At 43.2% G+C, this 18,168-nt stretch carries 18 protein-coding genes; 3 read left to right on the top strand and 15 right to left on the bottom strand.

Translation table 11 applies throughout. The features are described from left to right. Positions 1-160: 160 nt before the first annotated feature. The 15 genes from recG to nrdR all read right to left on the bottom strand — a co-directional run bounded on the left by recG (position 161) and on the right by nrdR (position 16,213). Positions 161-2,176 (bottom strand): ATP-dependent DNA helicase RecG, encoded by a 2,016-nt coding sequence (gene recG, locus D8844_RS04115; protein ID WP_125422101.1) that lies wholly within the window; start codon positions 2,174-2,176, stop codon positions 161-163. 21 nt (positions 2,177-2,197) lie between these two features. Beyond that, positions 2,198-3,301, bottom strand: coding sequence for an alanine racemase (gene alr / locus D8844_RS04110; protein WP_125422098.1), 1,104 nt, complete (start codon positions 3,299-3,301; stop codon positions 2,198-2,200). Beyond that, positions 3,291-3,653 (bottom strand): holo-ACP synthase, encoded by a 363-nt coding sequence (acpS, locus tag D8844_RS04105; protein ID WP_057489321.1) that lies wholly within the window; start codon positions 3,651-3,653, stop codon positions 3,291-3,293. Before acpS ends, alr begins: the two co-directional genes overlap by 11 nt. A gap of 44 nt (positions 3,654-3,697) precedes the next feature. Then, complete coding sequence (locus D8844_RS04100) at positions 3,698-4,729, bottom strand: 3-deoxy-7-phosphoheptulonate synthase (protein ID WP_000864028.1); 1,032 nt, start codon at positions 4,727-4,729, stop codon at positions 3,698-3,700. A gap of 1 nt (position 4,730) precedes the next feature. Then, the gene (locus D8844_RS04095) at positions 4,731-5,762 is read right to left on the bottom strand and encodes a 3-deoxy-7-phosphoheptulonate synthase (RefSeq protein ID WP_125422095.1); all 1,032 of its coding nucleotides are present in this window, start codon (positions 5,760-5,762) and stop codon (positions 4,731-4,733) included. 79 nt (positions 5,763-5,841) lie between these two features. Next, entirely contained in the window at positions 5,842-8,355 is a 2,514-nt protein-coding gene (gene secA / locus D8844_RS04090) for a preprotein translocase subunit SecA (protein ID WP_001284115.1), read from the bottom strand. A 130-nt stretch (positions 8,356-8,485) separates the two neighbouring features. Then, the gene (locus D8844_RS04085; protein ID WP_125422092.1) at positions 8,486-9,241 is read right to left on the bottom strand and encodes a DNA alkylation repair protein; all 756 of its coding nucleotides are present in this window, start codon (positions 9,239-9,241) and stop codon (positions 8,486-8,488) included. Positions 9,242-9,385: 144 nt separating this feature from the next. Further along, positions 9,386-9,676 (bottom strand): hypothetical protein, encoded by a 291-nt coding sequence (locus D8844_RS04080; protein ID WP_049520430.1) that lies wholly within the window; start codon positions 9,674-9,676, stop codon positions 9,386-9,388. Between the two features lie 132 nt (positions 9,677-9,808). Continuing rightward, positions 9,809-10,405, bottom strand: a complete 597-nt coding sequence (locus D8844_RS04075; protein ID WP_000812473.1) for a LemA family protein — start codon at positions 10,403-10,405, stop codon at positions 9,809-9,811. 160 nt (positions 10,406-10,565) lie between these two features. Continuing rightward, positions 10,566-11,417 carry a TPM domain-containing protein gene (locus D8844_RS04070; protein WP_070696197.1) on the bottom strand — a complete coding sequence of 284 codons (852 nt, stop codon included), beginning with the start codon at positions 11,415-11,417 and terminating at the stop codon, positions 10,566-10,568. A 227-nt stretch (positions 11,418-11,644) separates the two neighbouring features. Then, positions 11,645-12,955: a ribosome biogenesis GTPase Der gene (gene der / locus D8844_RS04065; protein WP_049505640.1), complete on the bottom strand. Its 1,311-nt coding sequence runs from the start codon at positions 12,953-12,955 to the stop codon at positions 11,645-11,647. Between the two features lie 13 nt (positions 12,956-12,968). Then, positions 12,969-13,682, bottom strand: a complete 714-nt coding sequence (locus D8844_RS04060) for an NADPH-dependent oxidoreductase (RefSeq protein WP_125422089.1) — start codon at positions 13,680-13,682, stop codon at positions 12,969-12,971. Further along, positions 13,679-14,575: a primosomal protein DnaI gene (gene dnaI / locus D8844_RS04055; protein WP_000446492.1), complete on the bottom strand. Its 897-nt coding sequence runs from the start codon at positions 14,573-14,575 to the stop codon at positions 13,679-13,681. The genes D8844_RS04060 and dnaI overlap by 4 nt, the downstream gene beginning before the upstream one ends. Further along, entirely contained in the window at positions 14,576-15,739 is a 1,164-nt protein-coding gene (locus D8844_RS04050) for a DnaD domain protein (protein ID WP_125422086.1), read from the bottom strand. It lies immediately after the preceding gene. Continuing rightward, positions 15,740-16,213: a transcriptional regulator NrdR gene (gene nrdR, locus D8844_RS04045; protein ID WP_001203678.1), complete on the bottom strand. Its 474-nt coding sequence runs from the start codon at positions 16,211-16,213 to the stop codon at positions 15,740-15,742. Between the two features lie 140 nt (positions 16,214-16,353). On the opposite strand from nrdR, the gene D8844_RS04040 reads away from it, so the two are divergent. From D8844_RS04040 to D8844_RS04030, 3 genes are read left to right on the top strand one after another with little or no spacing between them, the layout of a single operon-like run. Next, positions 16,354-16,719 carry a GntR family transcriptional regulator gene (locus D8844_RS04040; protein ID WP_000119117.1) on the top strand — a complete coding sequence of 122 codons (366 nt, stop codon included), beginning with the start codon at positions 16,354-16,356 and terminating at the stop codon, positions 16,717-16,719. Positions 16,720-16,723: 4 nt separating this feature from the next. Then, positions 16,724-17,419 (top strand): ABC transporter ATP-binding protein, encoded by a 696-nt coding sequence (locus tag D8844_RS04035; RefSeq protein WP_000173187.1) that lies wholly within the window; start codon positions 16,724-16,726, stop codon positions 17,417-17,419. Positions 17,420-17,434: 15 nt separating this feature from the next. Next, on the top strand, positions 17,435-18,163 hold the full coding sequence (locus D8844_RS04030; RefSeq protein ID WP_125422083.1) for a hypothetical protein: 729 nt from the start codon (positions 17,435-17,437) through the stop codon (positions 18,161-18,163). The last annotated feature ends 5 nt before the right edge of the window (positions 18,164-18,168 follow it).

The raw sequence follows: 18,168 nt of genomic DNA, 5'->3' as shown, positions 1-18,168 counted from the left end.
TCGTGTATCAATAGGTGCTAGCTCCTTTCTCTAGTTTGACGGTTTGAAATTTCTTTTGGTAGGTTACTTTAATCGTCATGTGAGAGTCCTCGTTTCTTTTTGATGACTCTAGTATAAGGCCCAAACCTAAAAGCTAGCTTATAGATTTCTTAGAAAAGGCTTAATCCAGATGTTCTCTTTTTTCTAGGTGGAGAGCAATCATCCGCCACTCCGGATCATCTCGCCATCCTTCTATTGAACTAATGTAGCTGGCAACCTTCCTGGCTTCTTCTAAAATTGGAAAATCTTCGATAATATCAGCCACTTGAAACTCTGGCAGACCTGACTGTCTGGTTCCAAAAATCTCACCAGATCCGCGCATTTTCAAATCCTCCTCCGCAAGGACAAATCCGTTGGTGGTTTCTGTCATGATGCGCATGCGGTCCTTCCCTGACTCGGTCTTGGGATTGGCAACGAGAACCGCATAGGACTGCTTGTCTCCCCGACCCACACGACCTCTGAGCTGATGGAGTTGACTGAGACCGAACCGATCGGCATCCATGATAATCATGACGGTCGCATTGGGGACATTGACTCCAACCTCGATAACCGTCGTAGAAACCAGAATATCCGTTTTTCTCTCTTTGAACTCCTGCATAATCTGGTCTTTTTCATCACTCTTCATTTTACCATGTAGAAGAGCAACCTCTGCCTTTCCTGCAAAATGAGCTGTCAACTCCTCAGATAAGGCAATGGCATTTTTCAGATCCAGAGCTTCAGATTCTTCAATCAAGGGAGAGATGACGTAGGCTTGAGAACCTTTTTGGATTTCCCCCTCTAACCAAGTCAAGACCTGAGGCAGCTGCTCATTCTTAATCCAACGCGTCACAATAGGTTTCCGTCCTGCTGGCATCTGGTCGATAATGGAAACATCCATATCGCCAAATGCTGTGATAGCAAGCGTCCGTGGAATGGGAGTCGCCGTCATCATGAGGACATCTGGATTGTCTCCTTTTTCCCGTAAAATCCGCCTTTGCCCCACGCCAAAACGGTGCTGCTCATCGATGATAATCAAACCAAGACGAGCATAATCCACCCCATCTTGTATCAAAGCATGGGTTCCGATAATCAAATCGGCCTCACCCTTGGCAATTGTTTCTAAGACTTCTCTTTTTTCTGCAACTTTTAAGGAACCTGTCAAGAGGGCGAGTTTCAAGTCTGGAAAAAGGTTCTGCAAACTCTCAAAGTGTTGCTCTGCTAGGATTTCTGTCGGTACCATGAGAGCAGCCTGGTAGCCAGCCGTCACCGCCGCAAACATGGCCAAGCCAGCAACCACCGTCTTTCCGCTCCCTACATCTCCTTGCAGGAGACGATTCATGTGGTGGTCGGACTTCATGTCGGTCAAAACCTCCTGCAGACTCTTTTCTTGAGCTTGAGTCAGGGCAAAAGGCAGATTTTCTTTAACGGCAGTCACTTTTTCCCGAGACCAGTTCAGAACAAGACCGCTTCCTTGAACTCTATTTTCAGACTTGAGTGTCTGCAACTGCATCTGAAAATAAAAGAGTTCCTCAAACTTGATACGGCGAAGGGCCTGCTTGTATTCTGCCAAATCTTTAGGAAAATGCATAGCACGAACTGCCTGGCAACGAGACATGAGTTTGTATTTATCAAGTAAAGACTGGGGAAGATTTTCCTCTATCAAGAGGTCCAACCCCTGATCAAAGGCTGTCTTGATCACCTTGACCAGCCCTGCCTGACTGATTCCTTGAGCCAGACGATAGACGGGCTGGAGGTCGTCCTCCACCTGAGCCAGAACCTTCATCCCAGTCAGACTGGCCTTAGCACGATCCCATTTGCCAAAAACGGCAAGCGTTGCTCCCAATTCTATCTTATCAGCTAGATAAGGCTGGTTAAAGAAATTAACCGCAAAAACGACTTCTCCCTGCTTAAGGCTAAAACGCAAGCGATTACGCTTAAAACCATAATACTGGACACTGGCAGGAGTTACTACCTGACCAGAAAGAACAGCCTTTTCACCATCTTCCAGCTCTAGGACTTGCTTGGTCTTGAAATCTTCATAACGGAAAGGAAAGTAGAGCAAGAGGTCTTGCAAGTTTTCAATTCCTAGTTTGGCATATTTCTCTGCTGACTTTGGTCCCACACCAGGCAAGACATGCAAGGGTTGGTGTAGATTCATGCTCCCCCTCCTTTCTTTGTTTTAATAATATTCTCGTGGAATGCGATCGCTGAGGAGACAAACCACCTCATAGTTAATAGTTCCACGGTAGGCCGCTACCTGAGTAGCTGTGATTTCCTGGTCACCATCGGAGCCAATCAAGGTTACCTTGGTCCCTAGCGGGTAAACCTTAGGCAATCGAATAGTGATTTGGTCCATCGAAACCCTGCCGACGATTGGGCAAGCTTGCCCATCCACCAAGACGGAGAAGTTCTGCATGTCTCTTGTCCAACCATCCGCATAGCCGATTGGCACAGTCGCGATGATTTGTTCGCTATCCGCCTGATAGGTCGCCCCATAGCCCATGCAAGCTCCAGCTGGAACTGTTTTGACATGAACAAGGGCAGATTGCAAGGTCAAGGCTGGTGTCAGGTCGTAAGGCAGGTCCAAAACCTCTCCGCTGGGATTCAGGCCATACATAGCGTCTCCCATACGGACTGCATTGAAAATAGTCTCTGCATGCCAGAGGGTCGTTGCCGAGTTGCTGGCATGAACCAGCTCTGGGACTTCCTTCATACTTGCCAAAATAGCTTTAAATCGTTCTAACTGGGTATTAAAATAGGCATCTGATTCTTCATCTGCAGTAGCAAAGTGGGTAAAAATCCCCTCAACACGAGCACCGTGTTGTTGGAGCAAGGCTTGAGCCTGCTCTGCCTCACTGGAATCTCGGAAACCAATCCGTCCCATCCCTGAGTCAATCTTGAGGTGAACAGTCAAGCCATATAAATCTGTCTCCCTAGCTAAGAGAGCTTGAATCCACTCCAATCCTGCCACTGTCAAGGTGATGTCGTATTCTTTAGCCAGAGAAACAGCTTCGATTTCAGAAACTCCTAAAATGAGGATTTTCTTGCTAAGTCCAGCCAGACGAAGTTCAATAGCTTCATCAATATTGGAAACACAAAATCCATCAACATCATCTTGAATCGCCGTTGCAACGGCAACTGCCCCATGACCATAGGCATTGGCCTTGACCACTGCCCACTTGAGCGTTCCTTCAGGGATTTGAGCCCCCATTTGCTGAATATTTTGTCGAATAGCTCCCAGATATATCAGAGCCTTGGTTGGTCTATGTGGACTAGCTTTCATGATTTTCCTCCAAAATGACACTGGCTGTCACAAACTGATCTGTATGGCTGATTGACAGCCAAATCTTTCCTGAAAATGGCGACTGACTAAAATAAGGAGCCCCTCGTTCATTGTTCAAAACTTCCAAATCCTGAAAGGTCAGTTTGCCAATACCAGTTCCCATAGCCTTGGAAAAGGCCTCCTTAGCCGACCAGCGACCTGCCAAGTATTCGATCTGTCTACGCCCTTTGAGACTGGCAAAACGCTCCATTTCTTTAGGGGTCAGCACGCGCTTAGCAAAGCCCTCACGTCGTGTAACTGCGTTTTCTATCGAAGCCAATTCTTCGATGTCAATTCCGTGTCCAACTATCATACTCATAAAAGGAGCTGAGATTCCCCCAACTCCATCCTTTTCACTTATTTTGTTAAGGTGGTATAAATTTCTTCTACCAAGGCTACTGTATTTTCCCAACCTAGACAAGGGTCAGTTATGGAGCAACCAAAAACCTCTGGTTGATTTTGGCGACCGTCTGCTAGGTAAGATTCGATCATAAAGCCTCGAACCGTCTTTTTAATCTTTTCATTCCAGTCACGATTCAGCAAGGCTTGGCGTACAATGCGAATTTGTTCCATATACTGCTTGCCAGAATTGTCATGATTGGTATCGATGATAATGAAGGGATTTTCAAGTCCCATAGTCTCATAGCGATTGATGGCATTTAAGAGGGTTTCATAGTAGAAATTGGGTTCATTTTTACCATATTCGTTCATGGCACCACGAAGGATAACGTGGGCCAAAGGATTTCCTGAAGTTTCCACTTCTTGGCCATGGTAAAGGAAGGTTTGCTTGTTTTGAGCCGCATAGATGGCATTAAACATGACCCCGAGATTTCCAGATGTTGGATTTTTCATCCCAACCGGAGCATCAATCCCAGAAGCTACAAAGCGATGTTCCTGGTCTTCTACTGAACGAGCTCCTACAGCATGGTAGCTGACCAGATCATCAACCAAAACGAGATTTGACGGATAAAGCATCTCATCAGCTGTTGTCAATCCAGTTTCGGTAATCACTCGGTAGTGTAGCTGACGAACAGCCTGCAAACCATTGATAAGACTAGGCGCTTCGCTGGTATTTGGTTGATGAATCATGCCCTTATAGCCATCTCCATTAGTACGAGGTTTAGCCGTATAGACACGCATCACGATAAAGATTTTATCCGCAACTTTTTTCTGCAAGTCTGCTAAGCGACGAGCATATTCAAGCACTGCTTCTTCATTGTCAGAAGAGCACGGCCCCATCACCAAAAGGATACGATCGTCCTCACCCGAGATGATGGCTGCCAACTCTCTATCGCGAGCTTCTTTCTTTCGCAAGGCTTCAGGTGACAACTGGGTCGCAGCCTTGATTGCTTCAATATCAATTTCTTGACCTTTTTCGATAAATGCCATCTTACTCTCCTAGCGTTTGGTAAATTTCGCGAACAAGTGCTTCTGTGTTGTCCCATCCGAGACACGGATCTGTAATGGACTTACCAAAAACTTCTGGCTCATTTTGACGTCCATCTTCTAGATAGGACTCAATCATAAAACCACGAACATATTTTTTGATCTTCTCATTCCAGTCACGGTTGATCAAGGTCTGACGAACGATACGGATTTGATCCATGTATTGCTTGCCTGAATTGTCATGATTGGTATCGATGATGATAAAGGGATTTTCCAAGCCCATCTTTTCATACTGATCAATGGTATCCATCAAATTATCATAGTAGTAGTTGGGAATATTTTTCCCGTATTCATTCAAGGCGCCACGAAGAATGGCGTGGGACAATGGATTCCCCGTTGTTTCCACCTCTTTACCGAGGAAGAGGAAACTCTGTTTATTTTGTGCTGCATAAATCCCGTTAAACATGACATTGAGATTTCCAGATGTGGGATTTTTAAATCCTGTCGAGAAATCTGCTCCACTCGCTACAAAACGGTGCTGTTGATCCTCTACAGAACGAGCTCCAACAGCCATATAAGAAATCAAATCATCCACCAGCGGAAGATTTTCAGGATAAAGCATCTCATCCGCTGTTGTCATTCCCGTCTCGGTAATCACGCGGTAGTGGAGCTGACGAACAGCCTTGATCCCATTGATCAAGCTAGGAGCTTCTGTCGCATTTGGTTGATGAATCAAGCCCTTATAGCCATCTCCATTGGTACGAGGTTTAGCCGTATAGACACGCATGACCATAAAAATACGTTCTTTGACCTCTTCTTGCAAAGCAGATAGACGCTTGGCATACTCGAGAACCGCCTCTTCGTTATCAGATGAACATGGTCCAATCACCAAGAGAATACGCTGGTCTTCCCCACGGATGATGGCTTCCAATTCCTGATCACGTTGATTTTTTCTCGCAAGAGCCGCTCCCTCTAATTTAGACAAGGCGCGAACTTCTTCAATGTTAATTTTAGGACTTTTAGCTGTAAATACCATGATTCATCTCCTTATAAAGCAAACGGACACCAAGCAAAAAATGATTTTTACCAGGTATCCGCCTGTATCTTATCTCATATTATTGTCTCTTACCATGACAGTTCTTGAATTTCTTACCTGATCCACATGGGCATTGGTCGTTCCGTCCGATTTGGCTCAAGTCCAAATCTTCTGGAAGGCTTGCCTGCTGCGCTGCGATATTACGAGTCGCAGTTGTACTGATATTGTGTTCAGTTTGCGGACGTTCTTGTTCATGGATTTGTGCTTTCATCATCAAGCGGGTCACATCGAATTCAATCGATCCAATCATGTCGTTAAACATGCGGAAACCTTCTGCTTGATATTCTACAACAGGATTGTTTTGGGCATATCCACGAAGACCAACAGCATTTCGTAACTGGTCAAGGGCGTCGATATGGTCTGTCCACTTGTTGTCTACAACACGTAGAATCAAGACTTTTTGGAATTCTTTCACTGCATCTTCGTCACGAAGCTTAGCAACTTGGCTGTCATAGACTTTCAAGGCACGTTGGAAAAGTTCATCTTTGATAGCTTGGTCTGACAAACCTGCAAGATCTGAACGGCTAATTGAATCTTCTGGAAGCAAGTTATACTTAGCGAAGTTCAGGATTGCTTCCAATTTTTCATCTTCCTTAGAACGTGCATGCGCATCCACGATACGTCCAATGGTACGACGGATCATAGCATGGATTTCTGGTGCCAAGTCACGATCTGCAGTAATAACATCATAACGTTGTGCATAGATGATTTCACGTTGTTCACGCATAACATCATCGTATTGAAGGACTTGTTTACGAGTGTCGTAGTTATTTCCTTCGACACGTTTTTGAGCTGCTTCAACTTGACGCGTCAACATGCGAGATTCGATGGCTTCGTCAGACATATTGAGACGTTCAAAGACACCTTTCAAACGTTCTGAACCGAAACGTTTCATCAAATCATCTTCAAGAGACAAGTAGAATTGTGACTCACCTGGGTCTCCTTGACGTCCTGAACGTCCACGAAGCTGATTATCAATACGGCGACTTTCGTGACGCTCTGTACCAATGACGCAAAGACCACCAAGTTCACGAACTCCTTCACCAAGCTTGATGTCGGTACCACGACCGGCCATGTTGGTTGCGATGGTAACGGCACCACGTTGACCAGCGTTCATGATGATTTGCGCTTCTCTGTAGTGGTTCTTCGCATTCAAGACTTCGTGAGGAACACCTGCTGCTACCAATTTCTTAGAAAGGAAGTCACTCGTTTCAACGGCAACTGTACCTACCAAGACCGGCTGACCTTTTTGGTAACGAGCTTTTACATCTTCAACAACAGCCTTAAATTTCGCATCAAGACTTGCATAAAGAAGGTCTGAGTGGTCAATACGTTGGATTGGACGGTTAGTAGGGATTGGGATAACACGAATGTTATATATTTCGCGGAATTCTTCTTCTTCTGTTTTACCAGTACCTGTCATACCTGCCAATTTCTTATACATACGGAAGAGGTTTTGGTAGGTGATAGAAGCTGAAGTCTTGGTCTCGTCTTGGATTGGCACACCTTCTTTTGCTTCAATCGCTTGGTGCAAACCATCAGAGTAACGACGACCTTCCATGGTACGACCTGTAAATTGGTCGACAATCAAGATTTCCTGCTCTTCACTAACCACATAGTCGATATCGAGAATCATGATATAGTTGGCACGGAGGGCATTGTCGATAAAGTGAGTAAGAGCCACATTTTCAATGTCGTAGAGATTTTCTAGTTTGAAGTAGCTTTCAGCCTTGTCAATACCAGAATCTGACAAACCGATCGTCTTAGACTGAACGTCAATGATATAGTCGTCCTTGTCCAAAGATTTCACGAAGTGGTCCGCCATATGGTAGAGTTGGCTTGTTTCAACTGCGTTGGCACCTGAAACGATCAATGGTGTACGAGCTTCGTCGATCAAAATTGAGTCAACCTCATCGACCAAGGCATAATTGAGTGGACGTTGCACCATGTTTTCTGCACGAACGACCATGTTATCACGAAGGTAGTCGAAACCAATCTCTGAGTTGGTTGAGTAGGTAATATCGCAAAGGTATGCCTCTTTTTTCTCCATTGGAGATTTGGCTGCCAAGTTAATCCCTACTGACAAACCGAGCCATGAGTACAATTCACCCATTTCAGTCGCGTCACGTTCTGTTAGGTATTCATTGACTGTAACTACGTGAACCCCTTTACCTGCAAGGGCATTGAGGTATACTGGCATGGTCGCTGTCAAGGTCTTCCCTTCACCAGTACGCATCTCTGGAACGTCACCATGGTGAAGAACAATCCCACCCATGACCTGAACCTTATAAGGGAAAAGCCCAAGGACACGTTTTGCTGCTTCACGTACTACCGCAAAAGCCTCATATAGCAATGAATCAAGTGATTCACCCTTATTGTACCGCTCTTTAAATTCGTCAGTTTTCGCTTTTAGTTCTTCGTCTGACATTGCAGCCATTTGGCTCTCATAGTTAAGAACCTTATCAGCCATCTTTTCCAGACGACGAAGTTCCCCTTTATCATTTTCAATAATCGTTTTTAAAATATTAGCCATGATTTTCCTTACTTTTTATTCTGAATATTTTAGAATGTTCTTTTAATTTTAGCATATTTACCATTATTTTTCAAGAAAGAATCCTTAATTTACAACGGAAAAGGCCAGTCAAAATTCAGCTTTTTTTGCATCAATCTTCTGTGGCTACCTTTTTGTTTTTTGTTCGTGAGGCATGCTTGATGATCCAAGCACAACTTGGACTTAGCTCCTCCTTTTGCCAAGTTTGAAGAATCTTTTCAAACTTATCAGGGTCTTCCTTGTACAAATCATTTAGATTATTGGCTACACTTTTTTGAATAGACTTATCTCTATCATCCTTTAGATTGGTCAGAATAGTGGTGAAATCCTCAAAATAATCCAATACCACGGTTTGTCTCTTAGCCCAAGGCAGACGGATACGCATACATTCGCTGGCAAGTCTGCGAACGCGCAAATTTTCATCCTGACTCCATTCTAACAGCAAAGTCATTGTAGCCTTAGGATAGCGAGCCAGCAAGGGCCTCATAGAAAATTCTCCAGTAAATCGCTTGGTTAGTTCCTTACTAAAGGCCGCGCTCAATTCAAATTCCTTGTCTCCATATAGCTCTACATATTTTCCGATTGGCCAAAGCCAATATCCTTCTGAGAACATACCTAAACCACCCTTTAACTCAGGACCCAAAATTTTCTCAAAAACCTTGAGAGAGTCCTCATAAGATAGGGGAAGGCAATCTTTGATACTTTTAGCCAAGAGTTCTTGACGCTGGCTAAACTCCAACTCTTCCAAGTCTTTTTCTACCAACAACCTAAACTTTTGTCCATCAAATGCAGGGGACACTTCTTTCAACCGTCGACTCAAATCTCTAGCATAAGCCAAGTCATAATAATCTTTTACTTTTTTAGCCATTTTTCAAATCCCTTAATCTTCTTTTTACGGGACTTATTATATCATACAGACAGCCCGTCAACAAAATTATTTTTATATCTCCAACTATTTCAATAAGGAAGAAAAAAGGACTAGAAGCTAGTCTAGTCCTTCATTTGTTAATGTTTAATTTCCCAAGAATATAGGCAATATCCCAAAATACCAAAAGAGATTGATCCAGAAGGCCAAGCAAAAGATGATGCCAAAGATGAGGAGACTGATTTTTTTAATCAGCACGGAGTATAGGATGGATAAAACTCCAAAAACCACAAAGAGTTTTTTCATAACGAAATAATAAATTGAAACTCCTCCTATATGCCAATCCCAAGGAAGGAAAAACATGAGGAACCAGAGAAGGCAAATCGTAAAGATATATCTCTTGTAGTGCGCTTCAAGAAAGGCTTTTGTTTTCTCCATAGCAAACCTCCATTTGAGTCACTGTCTCTTCCCTTTTATTATACCAAAAAAACCTGGAAAAGACTTTCCAGGTTTGAGTTTGAAATCACTAGTCATACTAGAGAAATTCCTTTATTCATAGGCTGATCCACTTTATTGACTTGATGAAGATGTTCCAAAATCGACCTTAGGAACTGTCTTGGCTTCTTCTGTTTCTTTAAAGGTTTCAGCTTCTTTAAAGTTCATCATATTCGCAAAAAGCACAGTTGGAAAACTTCTCAACTTTTGATTGTACTCGGCTGCGACTTTATTATAATCCTTGCGTGCTACAAAGATACGATTTTCACTGCCTGAAAGTTCGACCATTAGTTGCTCAACATTTTGATTGCTCTTGAGTTCTGGATAATTCTCCGTCAAGGAAATCAAGCGGGAAAGAGCAGAGCTCAACTCTCCCTGAGCCTTTTGGTTTTCTTCCGAAGTTACTGAGCTACTACCGATTTTAGCTCTAGCATCCGCAATCTTGGTAAAGACTTCGGTTTCATGATTCATTTGTCCTTTAACGGACTCCACCAAGTTACCAATCAAGTCCGAACGACGTTGGAGGGCTGTCGAGACATCGGCCTGAGCCTGCTCCACTTTAGTCTGTTCACCAACTAGACCATTATAGGTCGTCACTGCGGAACAACTTCCCAGAACTAGTAGTCCAAAGAAAATAGCCACTATTGAGAGAATTACTTTATTTTGTTTCATATCAAAACCTTAACACTTTCTTTTATCAACTTTTCTGAGAAAATACTCAGATTTTAAATCAATTTCCCAAACTTTGTTTTTATTTTTAATTAAGGAGTGAACTCTTGCAAAGGAGTCACCTTACTGTATGGAGAAATCGGTTTGAGCAATATATGATCACTCACCAGTCATCAGACGAACCACCGCCATCAAAGCCACCGCCGTCCCAGCCTCCAGATGAGTCGGAGCCCGAATCAGACCAAGAGGAACCTGAGTCTGATGAGTCACCGCCCCACCAGCCACCGCCAGAATCATCTCCACGTGAACCGCCACCACGACCACCAAATAGAAATCCTATAATCATGACGATGAAGTAAATCAGAACTACAAATCCGAGGGCTCCGTCATCGAAGCTACTTTTTCGATGCCGTTTCGAAGATTGACTCCCAGCGGTATACTTTTCAATTTCTCTTAGACGACTAGAATTAGTAGCATAGTCGTAACTACTTCTAGAACTTGAAGCAGTCGTACTCGATCCACTATAAAACATGTAGTTGAGATTGTTTGCTATAGAAAGAACTCCATTGCTGTAGTCTCCCTTTTGAAAGTAAGGCCGTGCTGTTTTCAAAAATCTATTGGTCTGATAGTCTGTGATCTTACTTGCCACATTATTGCTTGTTTCAATCCGTGATTTTCTATCCTCAACAGCGACCACAATCAAGGCGCCGTTGTTGTCTCCCGAGTAGCCAATCTTCCAAGCTCTAGCTGTTTCGTTAGCTACAGTTTCGATTGTTTCTCCATCCAGGCTTTTCACAACGTAAACGCCCACTTGGAATTTTTCTGCTTTTTGACTATTTACCTTATTCAAACCTCGAATCAGTCTGATTGTCTCATCAGTCAGATAGTGATTGGGGTCATAGATCCCGTACTCAGGTTTTTCAGGTGCTGTGAATGCTGACAAGAAGAGAAAAACCATCAGCAACCCAAGCAAGCGAACCAACAAACTATGTTTAAAAAATCTGCTTCTTTTCATAATAACCTCCCTGATAAAGGAAAATTGATTTAAGGAATTATAGCATTTTGATTTTTACAAAGAAAGTGCATTTTCATTACAAATAGATTACAAAAGCTAGGAAAATGATTGAATTTTGATGACAGATTTTTCCTTCGATTTGACAGGATTTTTTTCACCTACTTTATAGAAAAAAGAAGACAGACTAGTCTTCTTTTCAGTTATTCTTATTGAAAAATAAGCAAGGCTTACTTGCGTTTTCTTGCAATCAAATGAATCGGGGTTCCCTCAAAGACAAAGGCCTTGCGGATTTGATTTTCCAAGAAACGCAAGTAAGAGAAGTGCATGAGTTCTTCTTCATTGACAAAGATGACAAAGGTTGGTGGCTTGGTTGCCACTTGGGTTGCGTAGAAAATCTTGAGGCGTTTCCCTTTGTCTGTCGGTGTTGGATTTATGGCAATGGCATCCATAATCACATCATTCAAGACTGCTGATGGAATCCGAGTGTTTTGACTTTCGCTGATTTGCTTGATCATCTCAGGCAGTTTATGGAGACGTTGCTTGGTAAGAGCTGATACAAAGACAATCGGTGCGTAAGGCAGGTATTGGAACTGCTCACGGATGTCTTCTTCCCAGTTCTTCATGGTATGGTTGTCTTTTTCAAGAGTATCCCACTTGTTGACCACGATAATCATCCCTTTACCGGCTTCGTGGGCAAAACCTGCGATACGCTTGTCGTATTCACGGATACCTTCTTCGGCATTGAGGACCATCAAGACCACGTCAGAACGGTCAATGGCACGCATGGCACGCATGACAGAATATTTCTCCGTATTTTCATAAACTTTACCAGACTTACGCATACCAGCTGTATCAATCATGATAAACTCTTGACCATCCGTATCTGTAAAATGGGTATCAATGGCATCACGCGTTGTTCCAGCTACTGGACTAGCAATCACGCGGTCTTCTCCCAAAATAGCGTTGATCAAACTTGATTTTCCAACGTTAGGACGGCCAATCAAGCTAAATTTAATGACATCTGGATTTTCTTCTTCAACTTCGTGTGGTAGATTTTCCACAATGGCATCCAGCACATCACCCGTACCGATACCGTGCACAGATGAAATTGGCAACGGTTCGCCCAAGCCTAGCGCATAGAAATCAAAAATATCATTTCGCATCTCAGGATTGTCAACCTTGTTAACGGCAAGGATAACAGGCTTATGGGTCTTATAAAGTTTACGAGCTACGTACTCGTCCGCATCTGTAATCCCTTCTTTCCCAGAAACGACAAAAACGATGACATCAGCTTCTTCCATAGCGATTTCTGCCTGGTGTTTGATTTGCTCCATGAAGGGAGCATCGACGTCGTCAATCCCTCCTGTATCAATCATACTAAAAGAACGGTTGAGCCACTCACCCGTTGCATAGATACGGTCACGTGTCACACCCTCGACATCTTCTACGATTGAGATCCGCTCACCAGCGATCCGATTAAATAGGGTCGATTTCCCCACATTGGGACGTCCCACAATGGCAATAGTTGGTAAGGCCATGTTTTCTCACTTTCTACAATAACTTTTTCTGTTCTAGATTCTTCCGAGTTGAACTAGGTTCGGCTTGACCAAACTGCTCTGCCAAACGCTGACTCCAAGAGGTCGTCGCACGCGCACCAGCATAGTCTGCCTGAACTTTGTCATAGTCCAAAATCGCTGCTACTGGCTGTTCTTGGTATTCTTCTTCAAAAACCACTTGGTTCAAAGGCAGTCTTGGTTTGACATCGTGTTGTTGATCTGGCACGCCAAGAGCAATCCCAAAAACAGGATAGGTGTAGTCAGGCAGGTTAAAAAGCGCTGCCACTTCTTCTGACTTGTAACGGACCAAACCGATAATCACACCACCATATCCCAGACTCTCTGCTGCAAGCAAGGTATTTTGCCCTGCAAGCGCAGCGTCCACAGACGTGATGAGGAGACCTTCCACTCCTTGAGGTTGGAAACTGTCCGTATGAAGGCTTGCTCCCTTTTCAGCTCGGTTTAAGTCACCGACAAAAAGCAGGAAAGCAGCTGACTGGCGAATGGCTTCCTGCGGAACCAATTCATAAAGAGCATCTTTCTTCTCCTGACTGCGCACAAGAATCACAGAGTAGGATTGGAAATTTTTCCAAGATGACGCCATTTGAGCAGCAGTCAAGATTTCATTTAAGTGTTCTTGAGAAATCTCTTGCTCCTTAAAGCGACGAACTGAAGTATGAGCTTTCATCAGTTTAATGGTTTCTGTCATCGGCGATTTTCTCCTTCTAGTCTTGTCTCCTCTGCCAAATAACGAATTCGTTCCATAACTCGTCTAGCTTCCCAAGTCTCATCATTTCCATTCTTTCCTTTGGCAAAATGTTTTTCCAAATCTTGGAAGTTAAAGTTGGAAGTAAAGAAGGTCGGCAAATCTTCCTGCATACGATACTGGAGAATGACTTGGAGAATCTCATCACGTACCCAAGGGGTAGACTGTTCTGCACCAATATCATCCAATACCAAGACTTCTGCTAACTTGATTTCATCCACCAAAGTCTTCACAGATCCTTCACCGATGGCATTTTTCACATCAATGACAAAACTTGGATAGTGGAGAATGGTTGTTGAAGCACCACGTTTTTCAGATAGGTCATGGGCTAGGGCCGCCATCATGAAACTCTTACCGACACCAAAATCTCCGTATAGATAGAGGCCTTTTCGGATACTTGGGTAAAGGTCAACAAAGGCATAGAGTCTCTCAAAAATCGGCAAACGGCCTAGATCATCTAGGTCAATCTGAGCTAATTTCGCTTTCTTGAGACTTGCTGGTAGATTGATCAACTTAAGGCGATTCTTAATTGCCGCCTCTTTTTCAGCCGCGATTAGTTCGGGTGTTTCTTCATAAGACACATCCGCATAACCGTGATTCATGACCAAGATAGGCTTGTAGCCACGCGCTATATAGTCAGCATCCCCGCGAAGAAACTTATCCCGCTCTGTGATATATTGGTTGAACTTGGAGATGCTACGATTCAACTCCTCTTGGCTGAGGGATTCTTTCTGGATAAAAGCCGCTACATCGGGGTCCTTCATGATCTGCTGGACTAAGTCCTGATACTGGAAACGACTTGTCTGACGTTTGATTACATCACCAACACTTTCCATCTAGTCTCCTCCTTCTTCTAATCGGGCTAACATTTCTTGTTTTTTGCGTTCTAGTTCCAGGCGAGTTTCCTCACTGGTTTGATTTTTGTATTCTGGATTGCTCCACTTGGGAACATTTGTCTTAGTTGAGCTAGCTTTTGATTTTTTGTCTTCCTGGCCTTTTTGCTGACGCTCTCGAATCCGAAGTACAGCTTCTTCTGCTGTTCGAATTTTTTGGTAAGCATAGTCATTTGCGACCTTCATGGCATATTTTTCATTGACATTAGCCGAATCAACCTTGTTAAAAGTTAGAAGCAAGACGATATTGATGACTTCGTCCAACAAGCCTAAAGACGCCATCTGGTGAAGGAGTTCTCTTTCGCTCTGGGTGATGTTCCCCTTACGCGTTTGCTTGATTTCCGCTAAAAAGTGCAGGGGAGTTTTATTTTTGGCTTCCCTGATAATGGTCATTTCTTTGGGGCTAAAGTCAGAAGTAGCTGGTTTTTGTGCTATCTTTTCACGCATGCGTTTGACTGAAATAACCTGAGCCACCGCTGTCGCCTTGGCTAATTGATAGGTTTCAAACCAGGTCCATTTTTTTTCATCTGCGATGGCAAATAATTCCAAAACATCCGCCTGCTCGTCTTCAAAACGCAAACCATCTCGAGCCATCAGGCGCTGGAAATGTTCCAAGTCAAAATCATTTTTTAACTTACTTTTTGGCTCGCTTGGTGTCACTTCTTCAGTCAGGATTGGAAAGACTTGACTCAAAGAAACAGAGAGAGCTTCTCCCTCACTTGGAGCCTGCTTCATAGCAGAAACAGCTGTATCCCCTATCTTTTTCTCTAATAATCTGCTATAGACAGAATGACTTAAAAACTCCTGACTGGAGAGGGGAGAATGAAGCTGTAATTCATAAATTTCTCCCCTTTGATAAAGGGTCAACAAATCCAAAGCAGATAAGATTTTAAAGGATTGAAGCAAGGTCGGCATGCCAAAGTTTAAGTGGTTGAGGATATGGGAAAAGAAGTGTTCTTTTTGACCTCCATCCCAAAAGGTAACGGCATATAGATAGAGGCTCAGCGCCTCCTGACCGATAATCGGGAGGTAGCACTGCACCAGAGAAGAGGTATCTTGCGACACCCGATTATTCTTTAGAAAAGAAAAACGGTCATTTGGTTTCATCTATTTTTCCTTTTTCTTCTTAGAGGACTGGGTGATCTGCTGAAGCAGGCTCTCCAACTCACTCACATCCTTAAAGCTACGGTAAACACTGGCAAAACGAACATAGGTAATCTCATCCAGCTCCGCCAATTCTTCCATGACTAAAGACCCAATATATTCACTTTGGATCTCATTCTCACTGCGACTACGGAGTTTTTGCTCAATACGATTAACCACCATGTTGATTTCATCACTTGACACAGGACGCTTCTGGGCTGAGCGGATAATCCCATTAAAGATTTTATCTCGCGAAAACTGTTCTCGCGTACCGTCTTTTTTGACGACAACCAGCGTTCTTTCTTCTACTCGTTCATAGGTTGTAAAACGATGCTGACACTCGTCGCACTCACGTCTTCGACGGATGGTATTTCCTTCTTCGGCTTGTCGACTATCAACAACACTAGACTTGGTAGCCCCACATTTTGGACAACGCATGCATTTCCCTCCTTGTCGTTTTCTTTTCATTATACCATTTTTTGAGCAATTCCCAAAACAATTCTTATTTTTACTTGACAAGTTTTTTGTTTTATTGTATTATTTAATTAGAACAAGAAAGTCAAAGAAAGGAGACTATGATGTCCTGGTCATTTGATAATACAAAACCGATTTATTTACAGATTATGGAAAAAATCAAATTACAGATTGTTTCCCATGAACTGGAACCCAATCAACAGCTCCCTACCGTGAGAGATTTGGCGAGCGAGGCTGGGGTCAATCCCAATACCATTCAGCGCGCCTTGTCTGACCTCGAACGTGAAGGATTTGTATACAGCAAGCGGACAACTGGTCGTTTTGTCACCGAGGATTTGGATCTCATCCTTCAGTCCCGCAAACAACTCTCCGAGGAGCAACTGCAACAATTCGTCTCTTGCATGCTTCAATTTGGCTACAAAAAAGAAGAACTGCCAAATGTATTAAGCGACTATATTAAAGGAGTTTAAGACTATGACACTACTAGCACTTGAAAATGTAACAAAATCATATGGAGCAACTGCGGCACTTGACAATATCTCACTAGAGATCTCAGCCGGAAAGATTGTCGGGCTCCTTGGACCAAACGGATCCGGAAAAACAACCCTAATCAAACTGATCAATGGCCTCCTTCAACCAAATAAAGGACGTGTCCTCATTAACGGACAGGATCCAAGTCCTGCTACCAAGGCGATTGTTTCCTATCTGCCAGACACAACCTACCTCAATGAAGAGATGAAGGTTAAGGATGCTCTAACCTATTTTAAAACCTTCTACCAGGATTTCAATCTCGAAAAAGCCCAACACCTTTTAGCCGATCTCGGTATTGATGAAAACAGTCGCCTCAAGAAACTATCAAAAGGGAACAAGGAAAAGGTCCAACTCATCCTGGTTATGAGCCGTGAAGCCCGCCTCTACGTTCTGGACGAACCAATCGGAGGCGTGGATCCAGCTGCCCGTGATTATATCCTCAATACCATCATCAATAACTACTCACCAACCTCTACGGTGCTGATTTCAACCCACTTGATTTCAGATATTGAGCCAATCTTGGATGAGATCATCTTCCTCAAAGACGGAAAAGTCGTCCGCCAAGGAAATGTTGATGATATTCGTTACGAGTCAGGTGAATCAATTGACCAGCTCTTCCGCCAGGAATTTAAAGCCTAAGCAAAGGAGATTATTATGTTTTGGAATCTAGTTCGTTATGAATTTAAAAATGTCAATAAATGGTATCTGGCACTCTACGGTGCTGTACTTGCAATTTCAGTTTTGATTGGAGCTTTTATTAACAGTCTTAGCCAGAGTTACAATCCTAACAATGCTGCTTATTTCATCTTCTTTTTAGTACTAGTCTTTGGAGGACTCAGCGTCACTCTTTGGATTGCAACAATCTTTTTAATCATCCGAAGATTCAAGGGCAGTGTTTATGACCGCCAAGGGTACTTGACCCTGACCTTGCCTGTCTCTGAGCACCAAATCATCATCGCAAAACTTTTAGGTGGTCTTGTCTGGTCCATCTTAAGCTATATCGTCTTTATCTTGAGTATATTGATTATCTTCTTCTTAACACCAATAGAAAAAGACTTCACTGCCCTCTATAACTTCATTTCCCCTTACCTCAGCTACGGCTGGCTGTATGCGCTATCACTGTTTGTAGGTTCGATCGCATGGATTTTATCCATCTACCTCTCCATCTCTATCGGACAACTCTTTAATGAGTATCGAACAGCTATGGGGATTCTAGCCTATATCGTCATTGCCATCGTCATTGGTTATGTTTCTCTCTTTTTCCGAATTGAAAATGACTTTAACATGATGATTGGTACAGAAATTCTGCGCGATCTCTTTTTATCAGCTATCTACTATCTCGGTACCTACTATATCTTGAAAAACAAGGTTAACTTGCAATAAGTTAA

The sequence above is a fragment of the Streptococcus oralis genome, from assembly GCF_003942875.1.
In the GTDB taxonomy this organism is placed as follows: domain Bacteria; phylum Bacillota; class Bacilli; order Lactobacillales; family Streptococcaceae; genus Streptococcus; species Streptococcus oralis_BX.
The sequence above is the reverse complement of the archived record's forward strand: the minus strand, read 5'-3'. Positions and strand labels throughout refer to the sequence as shown.

Bases quoted from the DNA above. Each gene is read 5' to 3' on its own strand.
- D8844_RS04095 (WP_125422095.1), bottom strand. From the start codon at position 5,762: ATGGTATTTACAGCTAAAAGTCCTAAAATTAACATTGAAGAAGTTCGC.
- D8844_RS04070 (WP_070696197.1), bottom strand. From the start codon at position 11,417: ATGAAAAGAAGCAGATTTTTTAAACATAGTTTGTTGGTTCGCTTGCTT.
- D8844_RS04085 (WP_125422092.1), bottom strand. From the start codon at position 9,241: ATGGCTAAAAAAGTAAAAGATTATTATGACTTGGCTTATGCTAGAGAT.
- D8844_RS04080 (WP_049520430.1), bottom strand. From the start codon at position 9,676: ATGGAGAAAACAAAAGCCTTTCTTGAAGCGCACTACAAGAGATATATC.
- D8844_RS04030 (WP_125422083.1), top strand. From the start codon at position 17,435: ATGTTTTGGAATCTAGTTCGTTATGAATTTAAAAATGTCAATAAATGG.
- D8844_RS04075 (WP_000812473.1), bottom strand. From the start codon at position 10,405: ATGAAACAAAATAAAGTAATTCTCTCAATAGTGGCTATTTTCTTTGGA.
- D8844_RS04060 (WP_125422089.1), bottom strand. From the start codon at position 13,682: ATGACAGAAACCATTAAACTGATGAAAGCTCATACTTCAGTTCGTCGC.
- nrdR (WP_001203678.1), bottom strand. From the start codon at position 16,213: ATGCGTTGTCCAAAATGTGGGGCTACCAAGTCTAGTGTTGTTGATAGT.
- der (WP_049505640.1), bottom strand. From the start codon at position 12,955: ATGGCCTTACCAACTATTGCCATTGTGGGACGTCCCAATGTGGGGAAA.
- secA (WP_001284115.1), bottom strand. From the start codon at position 8,355: ATGGCTAATATTTTAAAAACGATTATTGAAAATGATAAAGGGGAACTT.
- D8844_RS04100 (WP_000864028.1), bottom strand. From the start codon at position 4,729: ATGGCATTTATCGAAAAAGGTCAAGAAATTGATATTGAAGCAATCAAG.
- acpS (WP_057489321.1), bottom strand. From the start codon at position 3,653: ATGATAGTTGGACACGGAATTGACATCGAAGAATTGGCTTCGATAGAA.
- dnaI (WP_000446492.1), bottom strand. From the start codon at position 14,575: ATGGAAAGTGTTGGTGATGTAATCAAACGTCAGACAAGTCGTTTCCAG.
- D8844_RS04050 (WP_125422086.1), bottom strand. From the start codon at position 15,739: ATGAAACCAAATGACCGTTTTTCTTTTCTAAAGAATAATCGGGTGTCG.
- alr (WP_125422098.1), bottom strand. From the start codon at position 3,301: ATGAAAGCTAGTCCACATAGACCAACCAAGGCTCTGATATATCTGGGA.
- D8844_RS04035 (WP_000173187.1), top strand. From the start codon at position 16,724: ATGACACTACTAGCACTTGAAAATGTAACAAAATCATATGGAGCAACT.
- D8844_RS04040 (WP_000119117.1), top strand. From the start codon at position 16,354: ATGTCCTGGTCATTTGATAATACAAAACCGATTTATTTACAGATTATG.
- recG (WP_125422101.1), bottom strand. From the start codon at position 2,176: ATGAATCTACACCAACCCTTGCATGTCTTGCCTGGTGTGGGACCAAAG.